This window comes from Caldibacillus sp. 210928-DFI.2.18 (genome assembly GCF_020554505.1).
Lineage (GTDB): Bacteria > Bacillota > Bacilli > Bacillales > Caldibacillaceae > Caldifermentibacillus > Caldifermentibacillus hisashii.
Map to the genome: position 1 here is coordinate 1 of NZ_JAJCHL010000102.1, position 9,786 is coordinate 9,786.

General features: G+C 38.3%; 7 protein-coding genes and 2 pseudogenes. 6 read left to right on the top strand and 3 right to left on the bottom strand.

Translation table 11 applies throughout. The annotated features are described in order from the left end of the window. Positions 1–48: 48 nt before the first annotated feature. Positions 49–726, top strand: a pseudogene (locus LIZ98_RS15420) (M20/M25/M40 family metallo-hydrolase); the annotation flags it as partial. An 86-nt stretch (positions 727–812) separates the two neighbouring features. Here the strand turns inward: LIZ98_RS15420 and LIZ98_RS15425 are convergent. Together LIZ98_RS15425 and LIZ98_RS15430 are read right to left on the bottom strand one after the other, a co-directional pair. Next, entirely contained in the window at positions 813–1,691 is an 879-nt protein-coding gene (locus LIZ98_RS15425; RefSeq protein ID WP_216406063.1) for a fumarylacetoacetate hydrolase family protein, read from the bottom strand. Positions 1,692–1,820: 129 nt separating this feature from the next. Continuing rightward, a complete protein-coding gene (locus tag LIZ98_RS15430) occupies positions 1,821–2,867 on the bottom strand; it encodes an NAD(P)/FAD-dependent oxidoreductase (protein WP_227140171.1) in 1,047 nt (348 codons plus the stop codon). Positions 2,868–3,246: 379 nt separating this feature from the next. Between LIZ98_RS15430 and LIZ98_RS15435 the strand changes: the two genes are divergently transcribed. The 5 genes and pseudogenes from LIZ98_RS15435 to LIZ98_RS15455 form a co-directional block, all read left to right on the top strand. After that, complete coding sequence (locus tag LIZ98_RS15435; protein ID WP_227092274.1) at positions 3,247–4,095, top strand: ABC transporter ATP-binding protein; 849 nt, start codon at positions 3,247–3,249, stop codon at positions 4,093–4,095. After that, positions 4,046–4,957 carry an iron-hydroxamate ABC transporter substrate-binding protein gene (locus tag LIZ98_RS15440; RefSeq protein ID WP_041845915.1) on the top strand — a complete coding sequence of 304 codons (912 nt, stop codon included), beginning with the start codon at positions 4,046–4,048 and terminating at the stop codon, positions 4,955–4,957. The genes LIZ98_RS15435 and LIZ98_RS15440 overlap by 50 nt, the downstream gene beginning before the upstream one ends. Before the next feature lie 19 nt (positions 4,958–4,976). Next, positions 4,977–5,984 carry a FecCD family ABC transporter permease gene (locus LIZ98_RS15445; RefSeq protein WP_227140170.1) on the top strand — a complete coding sequence of 336 codons (1,008 nt, stop codon included), beginning with the start codon at positions 4,977–4,979 and terminating at the stop codon, positions 5,982–5,984. Then, positions 5,974–6,975 (top strand): FecCD family ABC transporter permease, encoded by a 1,002-nt coding sequence (locus tag LIZ98_RS15450; protein ID WP_375293594.1) that lies wholly within the window; start codon positions 5,974–5,976, stop codon positions 6,973–6,975. Before LIZ98_RS15445 ends, LIZ98_RS15450 begins: the two co-directional genes overlap by 11 nt. Before the next feature lie 790 nt (positions 6,976–7,765). Beyond that, a pseudogene (locus LIZ98_RS15455) lies at positions 7,766–8,175 on the top strand (IS1634 family transposase); the annotation flags it as partial. 386 nt (positions 8,176–8,561) lie between these two features. Here LIZ98_RS15455 and LIZ98_RS15460 read toward each other — a convergent pair. Beyond that, positions 8,562–9,356 carry a MurR/RpiR family transcriptional regulator gene (locus LIZ98_RS15460; RefSeq protein ID WP_227140167.1) on the bottom strand — a complete coding sequence of 265 codons (795 nt, stop codon included), beginning with the start codon at positions 9,354–9,356 and terminating at the stop codon, positions 8,562–8,564. Between the last annotated feature and the right edge of the window lie 430 nt (positions 9,357–9,786).

Genomic DNA, 9,786 nt, shown 5'->3' on the forward strand with positions numbered 1-9,786 from the left:
CGCAAGCCCCCACTTCAAACAGACCGTTAGGTCGTTAAGTGGTGGGTTGTTGACGTTTATAAAGAAGCGAAAACAGCAGAGCGTAATCAGCAAAATATAGAAGTTCGCATCGATGAAAAAGTGACCAATGCCGATGAAGTTCGGGCGCTTGGTATTGAAGTGGGTGACTTTGTTTCATTCGATCCGCGGGTTCAAATAACGGAATCCGGCTATATTAAATCCCGTCACTTAGATGATAAAGCAAGTGTCGCAATTTTAATGAAGACAATTGAATACATAGTGAAAAATCAAATCAAGTTGCCGTATACGACCCATTTCTTGATTTCAAATAACGAAGAAATTGGCTATGGCGGCAACTCCAATATTACACCGGAAACAGTGGAATACTTGGCGGTTGATATGGGTGCCATGGGTGACGGACAGTCGACAGATGAATATACGGTTTCCATCTGTGTGAAAGATGCGAGTGGACCATACAATGTGAAATTACGGAAACATCTTGTTGAACTGGCGAAACAACATCAAATTGATTATCAGTTAGATATTTACCCGTATTACGGTTCCGATGCATCAGCCGCTATCCGGAGCGGGTTTGATATTGTTCATGGTTTAATTGGTCCGGGTATTGATTCTTCTCATGCCTTTGAACGAACCCATATTTCATCGATACAAAATACAGAAAAACTTGTGTATGCGTATTTATTATCGGAAAATATAACAGGATAAAATTTTTTATCGAGGTGCTTGCGATATTCGCTATTCTGTGGCAAAAATACATCCGTGGGGGAATAAGAAACCCCCACGATGAAAGTTTACTTTAAGACATTTTTTAATTCCCCTAATTTCTCAATGGATACAACCATTTCATCTCCTGGTTTCAGCCATACTTGCTGATCTTTCGCATATCCAAGAATGACACCATCCGGAGTTCCGGTAAAAATAAGATCACCCGGTTTCAATGTCATATATGTTGAAAGATAACTTACTAATGTTGCACAATCAAAAATCATATCTCTTGTATTTGCTTTTTGGCGGATCTCTCCATTAATACGACATTCAATATTGAGATTGTATGGATCCATTTCATCACTTGTTACGACAAATGGACCAACAGGGGCAAAGCCGTCCGGACTTTTTCCCAATAACCATTGCCCTGTTCGAAATTGTAAGTCGCGAGCGGAGACATCATTTCCAATCGTGTAGCCAAATACATAAGACAGCGCTTCCTCTTTAGATACATTTTTTGCTTCCTTACCGATAACTACAACGAGTTCTGCCTCATAGTCTATTTGCTTTGCTCCCTCAGGAATAGGGATGTAATCTAAATGCGCAGACAATGCGTTGTTAAATTTACTAAAGATCACTGGTGAGGTTGGGATGTCCATCTTTGATTCTTTTGCATGGTCAATATAATTTAAGCCGACACAGACAATTTTTTCCGGATTCGTCACGACCGGTGCATAGTGAATTTCTTCTTTAGAAAGGAATAATTCGGTCGTTTTCACCTCTAATGCACGACTCGTTACCGCTTCCACTGTTTTCATACCATCTTCAGCTGAAAGTAATTCTTGAAGACTGCCCGGTACGGATACATTATATTTTTTCCCCGCCTCACTAACGTCTAAAATCCCTAATTCTGTCGCCACACCTAAATGCAGTTTATTTTCTTTGAAGAATTGTAATAGTTTCATAATTTGACCTCACCCTTTTGATGAATGATAGAATAATGATTGGTACCCTTATTTTACATTACTATACTTGCTAATTTAAAGGTTTAGAAGAAGGACTAGGGACCTGATCCCGCCCTTCTTCTATATATTTTACAATTTCAACTCGGTTTCAAGTAATTGTTTATTTTTTTCTCGGAACTTTTCATTATGGGATGACACCATTGCGATTTTTTCAGCGAGCGGGTCAATATATTGTTTTGCACTATTCACTGCATTGACGGCATCTTGGAAAGCGCCGACGAGTAAATAAACTTTCCCGTCATAGTTAATAATATCTCCTGCGGCAAAAATTCCCGGTTCGGACGTGGAACAAGTGGGAGAAGCTTCATAAAAATATTCATCCTTCTTTCGTAATCGAATAGAACTTGCAAATTGCAGCGAACCTTCCCGGTCAAAGCCGTAACTGACAATCAGATGATCGGTGTCAATTGCATTTGTTTCCTCGGTTACCACATTTTTAACTACGACTTGTTTTATTTTATCTTGATGATCATGGGGAATCAATGTCTCAATTGTTGAATTCAGTAAAATGGTGGCATTCCTTTTTCGCAACAGTTCAACTTGGGCTTCATGTGCGGGAAAATCCCCTTGTCTATAGACTACGATTACATGTTTGGCAATATCTAACAGTTCAACCGCCCAATCAATAGCCCCATTTCCCCCACCGGAGACTACCACTGTTTTTTGATAAAAGAGTTTTAATGATGGCACAGTATAATGCAAAGTTTCCCCTTCAAACTTCTCTGCCCCGGAACAGTCTAACCGTTTTGGATGAATAATCCCGCCACCGACAGCCAAAATAATCGATTTCGTCTCGTGTATTTCTCCATGATTTGTTGTAATGAGGTAGTGGTTGTCTGCAGTTTTTTCAACATATTCCACTTTTGTGCCCAGACAAACAGTTGGTTCAAACGTGAGCGCTTGGTCTACCAATTGTTTCACGAAAGTATGACCTGGTACAGGCGGCTGTCCCCCAACATCCCAAATCATTTTTTCCGGATAAAGTAAAACTTTCCCGCCAAGCTTTCGTTGAGATTCAATTAATTTTGTTTTCATCCCCCGTAATCCGCTATAAAAGGCCGAATACAAGCCGGCAGGTCCACCGCCGATTATCGTTACATCAAACATTTCCGTCATGCCAATCCCCCTGTTCTTCTATTTATGTAAAAAGCATATGAATTTCTTGATTATTTAGGCTCTATTATTAAAAACTGTCGCATTTCTCGGTAAAAAGGTTTTCTTCAATTTCAATAAAGCAACGGGTGGCTCGCTCAATTGCAACTAATTTGTCCCACCTTAAGAAAACCCACAAGTTTGATAAAAACCATCCTCTGTATCTCATAGCAACAAAGCTGACGTTTTAATCTTTCATAAAATTACATACAATTAATATTAAGCTTCTAAAATTTTTGTTGACAAAGAGTTTAACTGTTTCTAATATATATAATATATGATAATGATAATCATTTTCAATTATAAATTTAATTTTTTTTAATGTGAATGAAAGCGAGGGGTGATGATGAAGGTACAAATTGAGGGGTTAAGTGTAGGATATGAAAAGCAAACAATTGTCCGAGAGATGAGTTTACAAATTGCAGAGGGCAAGATTACGACCATTATTGGAGCCAATGGTTGCGGAAAATCAACTTTGTTAAAGGCGATTACGCGGGTGATACCTTACCAAGGCGGTAATGTCATTATTGATGGAAAAAGTATTGCAAAAATGAACACGAAAGCATTAGCTAAGAAACTTGCCATCTTGCCGCAAAATCCGGAAAGTGCTCAAGGGCTGCTCGTGCAAGAATTAGTTTCTTATGGTCGTTTTCCTTATCAAAAAGGACTTGGAAGTTTGTCAAAAAAAGATAAAGAAATGATTGAGTGGGCGTTAGAAGTAACGCGGTTAACTGAATTTTGCGATGAACCTGTCGACTCCTTATCAGGCGGTCAAAGGCAACGGGTTTGGATTGCCATGGCGTTAGCACAGGGAACGGAAATGATTTTCCTTGATGAACCGACAACGTATCTTGATATGGCCCATCAATTGGAAGTTTTGGAGCTTCTGGAAAGATTAAACAAAGATGAAGGCAGGACGATTGTTATGGTACTCCATGATGTGAACCAGGCATCGCGCTTCTCCCATGAAATCATCGCTTTGACAAAAGGGCAACTGGCAGGACATGGAACGCCGGAACAAATCATGACCCCGGCACTTCTACGAAAAGTATTCAATATTGATGCAGTAATTGGCGATGATCCACGAACGAAAAAACCAATTTGTATCACATATGATTTGATAAAGGGAGAGGAAGAAAGAGATGAAGAAATGGCTGATGATTTTGCTCGTACTCTTGTTGGCAGCATGTAACAGTAATGAGGAAAGTAAACAAAATGCCGATAAAACAGAAAAGAAAGATACTATCGTTTATGAATCAGAAACAGGTCCGGTAGAAGTACCGGCAAATCCAAAGCGGGTCGTTGTTTTATCCAGTTATGCCGGGGACTTAATTCAACTAGGCGTCAATATTGTCGGTGTTGATTCTTGGTCAAAAGGCAACCCAAACTTTAAAGAAGGTTTAAAAAATGCCGAGGTTGTTTCCAATGAAGATTTGGAAAAAATTATTGAACTTGAACCGGATTTAATTATTGGCTTAAACAATATCGAGAACGCAGACAAACTGCAAGAAATTGCTCCAACCGTATTATTTACATATGGAAGAAAAGATTACTTGCAACAGCATATTGAAATCGGCAAGGTCGTTAATAAAGAAAAAGAAGCAACTGAGTGGGTGAATGATTTTAAAGAACGTGCAGCCCAAATCGGTAAGAAAATAAAAGAAAAAATTGGTGAAGATGCGACCGTTACGGTTGTTGAAAACGATGAAAAACAATTTTATTTATTTGGTGACAACTGGGGTCGCGGAACAGAAATCCTTTATCAAGAAATGGGCCTGAAAATGCCTGAAAAGGTAAAAGAAGTAGCGCTTAAACCGGGCTACTATGCGATTTCCCAAGAAGTGCTGGGTGATTATGTCGGTGATTATCTCATATTAAGTTTAACAAAAGAGAAAGATACAACTTTTTTAAAAGCAGACTGGTATAACGAAATCGAAGCAGTGAAAAACGGTCATGTGTATACTGCTGATGCAGCTACTTTTTATTTTAATGATGCATTATCGTTAGATTATCAATTAGACTTTTTTGAAAAAGCCTTTTTAGGAAGTCATTAAGTGATATGGTGAAAGACTAATGAAAGTGATTCGAAAAGTCCCTTTTTATATGCAATTACCAGTCTCCATTTTGTTTTTATTGATTATCATGTTGTTTGCCATTTGGTATGGAGCTGCGGATACAACATTAAAAGATGTATTTGAAGCAATTTTTCAACAGAAAGGTGGCCAATACCGGTCAGTTTTGCTGGAACTACGCTTTCCCAGGGTAATTGCGGCCTTTTTTGTTGGGAGTGCTCTCGCTGTAGCCGGTGCCGTTATGCAAGGTGTAACCCGTAATCCGTTAGCCGATCCCGGGCTGTTGGGTGTTACCGCCGGGGCAAATGCAGCTCTTGCCGGAACACTTGTCTTTGCACCGGCAGCTTCATATTATGTGATTATTGTATCCTGTTTTATCGGAGCCGGGATAGGGATGATCCTTGTTTATGGTATAAGTGCTACTGTAAAAGGGGGATTATCTCCAATGAAACTTGTTTTGGCCGGGGCTGCAGTAACAGCTTTTTTACAAGCGATTGCAGATGGAGTCGGAATCCTCTTTAATATATCAAAAGACGTTTCCATGTGGACGTCCGGGGGATTAATCGGAACAACATGGCAGGCCTTAATCGGTGTTGTCCCATTCATTGTAATTGGACTTATTTTAGCGATGATAATGAGTCCGCAATTGACTATTCTTAGTTTAAATGAAGATGTTGCTATCGGCTTAGGTCAAAATATTGCCCTGGTGAAATGGATACTCATGTTTGTTGTTGTTTTACTGGCCGGGGCAAGTGTGGCATTGGTCGGAAATCTTGCCTTTGTTGGGCTTATGATTCCCCATATGGTACGGGCATTTGTAGGAACCGACTATCGTTATGTGATTCCGATGTGTATGAGCTTTGGCGGTTCCTTCATGGTGTTGGCTGATTTTACCGGGAGAATCATGAATGCGCCATTTGAAACGCCGGTAGTATCTATTGTATCCGTTATTGGATTACCATTTTTCTTAATTCTCGTACGCAAAGGGGGAAAAGCCTTTGTCGCATGAGAAATTACGAACTTCAAGAAAATGGCTGTTCCTTAGTATGGGTATTTATCTGGTTCTGTTTGTGGTAGGTTTATCTTTCGGTGCTTCCACTTTATCCATCGACAGGTTGATCCCTGTGCTTTTCGGTCAAGGGACGTTTAAGGAAGAATTTATTTTATTTTCAATTCGCTTGCCGAGAATACTAATATTGACTCTTGCCGGTGCAGCATTAGCGATGGCGGGGGCAGTGCTACAAAGCGTAACAAGGAATGACTTGGCCGATCCGGGAATCATCGGGATCAATTCGGGGGCAGGAGTGGGAATCACCGTTTTCTACTTATTCGCCGGAAGTAAAATCCAGCACTTTGCCTATGTCCTGCCTGTCATTGCATTTATCGGTGGATTACTTACAGCCATCTGTATTTACTTTTTTTCTTTTGAAAAGGGAAAAGGCATTCAGCCGGTTAAATTAGTTTTAATTGGAGTCGGTTTTGCTTCCGCTTTGTCGGGACTCATGATTCTTATGATTTCTTCTGCGGAAAGACAGGATGTGGCATTTATATCTCAATGGTTAGCCGGCAGTGTTTGGGGAACCGATTGGCCGTTTATTGTTGCTCTATTCCCGTGGCTCATGATTTGTATTCCCATTATTTATTTTAAGGCTAATGTGTTGAATCTATTAACTTTATCTGAACCGACTGCAATCGGTTTAGGTGTGAATATAAACAAGGAGCGGTCAATTTTATTAGTTGTGGCAGTTGCTTTGGCAGCTGCGGCCGTATCCGTTACCGGTAGGATTGGTTTTATCGGTTTAATGGGCCCCCATTTTGCCAAAAGGCTAGTCGGGCCGAAACATCAATCATTTTTAGTAATTACACCTTTTATTGGAGCGATTCTGCTTGTGTTGGCTGATATTCTTGCACAAATTATCTTTAGCTCAGCAGCCGTTCCAACCGGTATAGTTGTAGCGATCATTGGCGCCCCTTACTTTTTATACTTACTGAGAAAATAAGAAGAATTAAGCTGTATTTTGATGAAAAATATAAAAACCGGAAGAAGTGGTTCATCGATCTTCCGGTTTATACTTTTATACTGCAACGTTTAAAATAGGCAATGAAAGGTCCTTAATTATGGTAATTTTATTCTCCTCTGTTAATTAAACAATATGTCTTTTCTTTCTTTTATGATCGAGTTAATCACTTTTCCCCGATCCAACTCATGCACGGTGTCACAGAGGATTTTGATATCTTCTCCTGTTCACCACCAATCCGAATCATCTTAAAATGGCCCTTTTTTGGATCGTGATAGATAGTCTTTTGGTGGGCAGTAAACACCCAAGCCGGAACCAATTCATAAGCCATTCCATCATTGATCGAAACAATCGTTACATATTCCAACGCAATACGAGAAATACGTATCGGTCTGTTAGCAAATCATCCTTATACTTGTTTTTAACCATTTCGAGGGCGGAGTCAACGGAAATGGCTGTAATGCTCTCTATTACTGTTTTGCCTACTTCATAAATCCCTGTAAAAAGTTAAATGAATTAAACCGTTTTTATTGACCACTCCCATAATGCGGCTACCGATAGCCGGAACAGAATTTGCCTCGTTTAAATATCCTTTAGTTGTGATAGGGACATTGTCATAAACAATGTGGAATGCAACAGGATAAGCTTCATCCTCTTTTTCTCGAATTAGAAAGTAAAACGATAAAAAATGGCTAAGAAATTATTGAAATTAGGGTTTTTAGATATTTTTTATTGTGCGCCCGGTATGGGTGATAACTTGGTGGTGAAAGTCCTTAAACATTTGTATCGTTCACTTTCATTCCTTGCCTCTCAAAAAAATCGATTAGAAGAACATCTTTATAAACAAATTGCGAAGAAACTGAATCGGAATTTGGCCGTTGCTTTCTATTATATGACTACATATTATTTTGAGTCTGTTGCTGTAGACACTTTAAAAAAAATTAGGTTCCCAAAGGGTAATAATGTGAACCAAGTTCAAGTTGTGAATGGACTGTTAATTGATGAAAATGGGATTCCTGCTAGTTATGAGCTTTTTCCTGGTAACACGAATGTAAAATATTGGAACCAGCAATAATGCGATTAAAAGAACAAAGTATGGAATCACAAAGTTAATTATTGTCGTTGATCGTGGTTTAAATTCTGAAAAGAATTTAATTATTGTTGAAATCACTTGGTTTAGAATAGATCATGGCGTATAAAATCCGATCAGGATAAAAAAGCGAAAGCCTTTTAAAGGTAGTAATTAATACAAACACTCTTTTAGGGGTAAGCAAAAGAGGCAAAGACAATAAGGCTTGAATGCTAAATGAAAGCCAGCACCTTGAGACGCCGGCCGGTAGTTTAGCTTATAGCCTTTCAATCCACCCTTTGGAAGGGTGGTTATGATTGGCTGTAAAATGACAATTAAAATTTATCATCCTAAATGCCTTTTTTTAATCCCTTTTTTTAATCCACTCTTTATCAAACATTGAAATATAAGGTCATTACAATTTTATGATAAAAGTTTTGCTTATGTAGGTTATTTATTTTTCCTTTTTGTTATCTTGTTCGGAAATATGCAAAAGGAATTATTTCATTCTCCCAATATAAGCCAAATAAATCGAATTAATCATGCTCATAATAGATAAGTCTTGAATAATTGGTGAATTGAAAAGTTTGTTTTGAAGAGAGCTTACTCTTAATATAACGTCTGCCCCAATAGTTATATAGGAATCTGGTTCGCTTGTTAAGGCAATCACTTTGATACCATGTTTTTGCATGATATTTTTCAAATTGACAATGAAACTTGTTGCACCTGAAAAGGAAATTATGAAAGCAACATCCTTGTTTGTCAGTCTTTTTGCTTCTCTTAGTTGATTGTCAAAATTGCTGTAAGCTGTGCAATATTTTCCTAAGCGTGTAAATTTATACTGGGCTTCCCGCGCTGTGAAATGGGAATAGCCTATCCCAAAAAAAGCTATTTTTTGTGCATTCTCAAAAAGAGTAACAGTTTTTTCTATATCAGCCCAATTTATTAATTTTTTTGTTTCAATTAAGGAATTTATCATCATATTAAAGTTTTCATTTATATCGGTATAGTGACTTGATTGCTGGAGAATATCTTTGTTAATTTCGTTGGATTGGTATTCTCTGACACTTTGGCAGTTTTCTTTTAATTCTTTGTATGACATATCCCCCAGCTTTTTGCAAAATCTGCTGATGGTCGCAGGGGAAGTATGGCATGCTTCCGCAAGCTGATAAATGGACATGGCAAGGACGTTCTCTATATTGCGGAGAATATAGTCAGCTACTAAAACTTCAGTTGCAGACTGGTCTTCGTATGAATCTATGATGTTTAAGAGTTTCACCATGATATTGTACAAATTTCATACCCCCTTTATTACCAGTCACCATTAGCATTTTATTCCATATGAAACATTTTTTCTAATGATAACATAAAATTTTGATTTTTACTATGAAGAGGGTTTCTCTTAATAGACAACTATTCATATGCTCCGATGTATGTTAAGAAATGATTTTGTATTTCGAGAAGGAAAGTTTCAAAATCTGAAACTTCCCTGGATGTAAAAAAAAGTATAGTACACTTGAAATGCAAACGGGAACAACATAATAAGGAGGGCGATTTTCGTGAAAAAGTTTAATGCTGTGATTGTCGGCGGAGGAAGTACATGGACTCCTGGATTGTTAAAAAGTCTTTGTGTAAGAAAGGACAGTTTTCCATTAAAACGTTTAGTTATGTAGGGGCTGCTGAACGAATCACATGCAGAAAGTCATTTGAGAAATCAACCGTTG

Bases quoted from the DNA above. Each gene is read 5' to 3' on its own strand.
- LIZ98_RS15440 (WP_041845915.1), top strand. From the start codon at position 4,046: ATGAAGAAATGGCTGATGATTTTGCTCGTACTCTTGTTGGCAGCATGT.
- LIZ98_RS15445 (WP_227140170.1), top strand. From the start codon at position 4,977: ATGAAAGTGATTCGAAAAGTCCCTTTTTATATGCAATTACCAGTCTCC.
- LIZ98_RS15425 (WP_216406063.1), bottom strand. From the start codon at position 1,691: ATGAAACTATTACAATTCTTCAAAGAAAATAAACTGCATTTAGGTGTG.
- LIZ98_RS15430 (WP_227140171.1), bottom strand. From the start codon at position 2,867: ATGACGGAAATGTTTGATGTAACGATAATCGGCGGTGGACCTGCCGGC.
- LIZ98_RS15435 (WP_227092274.1), top strand. From the start codon at position 3,247: ATGATGAAGGTACAAATTGAGGGGTTAAGTGTAGGATATGAAAAGCAA.